Raw genomic sequence first — 1372 nt, forward strand, 5'->3', positions numbered from 1 at the left:
AAAAAAAGCCAGTGATTTCCTTTATAATATAGTCACCACAACCATCAAAAGGAGAATTCACTTGGCATATATACATAGTATCGCAAAATTGTTCGAAATTAAAGACCCAAATATTGTATTAGAGGATAAGGTAGACACACTGCTAGTTAAAGAGGTTACGTGTAAAGTTATTTTCGGGACGCTATCTTATCAGCCTGCTGCTTGTCAAAACTGTGGGGTCGTCAATCGCTCATCAGATGACCTCATTAAATTTGGTTACAAAACCAGTCGGATTAAGTTGACCACGTTAGGTCTGCAACCTGTTCTATTAATGTTAAAGAAGCAACGTTTTCAATGCAAACATTGTCAGACAACCTTTATGGCGACCACCCCTTTAGTAGATGAACGCTGTTTTATTTCGAATACGCTCAAACAAATGATTACCCTTGAATTAGCCGAAATTCAAGCCATGACCTTGATTGCGAAACGTTTAAATATTTCACCGACACCCGTGAGCACTCAATTAAAGAAAGCAGCGAAAGCTCTAAATCCATCCAAACAGACATTGCCTGAGCATATTGGTATCGATGAATTTCGATCAGTTGGAAACCGAATGAGTGCGATTATTATGGATGTCCACAACCATCGATTAATTGATATTATTCCGGAACGTGTTCAAACAGAATTGAGGGATTACTTTATGCGCTATCCACGCGAAGCACGCTTGTCCGTTAAGACGGTTACGATCGACATGTATAAACCTTATTATCAGTTCTTTCAACGTCTCTTTCCGAATGCGGAGATCATCATTGATCGTTTCCATCTCATTCAATTATTAAATCGTGCATTGAATCAATCGCGTATTCAATTAATGAATCGTATTCGCTATACACGCCCCACAGATTACACGAAACTGAAGCGTTTATGGAAGCTACTGTTAAAACATCGCGAAGAATTAGACTTTGAACGCTATCATAGTCATCGTTTATTTGAAGGACTCGTGACCCAAAAGAGTATGGTTGAATACCTCTTATCGATTGATCCAAAGTTCCGCATAGAATACGAGTTGATTAATGATTTAAAAACCGATATCATCATGAATAATGTCACACTATTTGAAGAAGATTTACATAACACGCGTCACTATACTGTCTCGAGACATGTCAGAACGGCTTTTACGACACTCTTTCATTATCGTGAAGCCATTGAGAATAGTTTAACCTATACCTTATCAAATGGCGTCGTTGAAGGCATGAACAACAAAATTAAAACAATCAAGCGAAGTGGTTTTGGTTATCGAAACTTTGAACATTTACGTGCGCGTGTCTTTCTAAGTCAAAAGTTACTCGCTAGATCTAACAAACCGATTCGCCCCTTATACTTTTCAGATGAA

Annotated in this window: 1 protein-coding gene; it reads left to right on the forward strand. The window is 38.1% G+C overall.

From position 1 onward, the window contains the following. Positions 1-61: 61 nt before the first annotated feature. Positions 62-1372, forward strand: a 1311-nt coding sequence (locus GF867_RS13590) for an ISL3 family transposase (RefSeq protein ID WP_153833621.1), incomplete at its 3' end; no start/stop codon positions are given.

The sequence above is a fragment of the Fundicoccus ignavus genome (assembly GCF_009659375.1).
GTDB lineage: Bacteria > Bacillota > Bacilli > Lactobacillales > Aerococcaceae > Fundicoccus > Fundicoccus ignavus.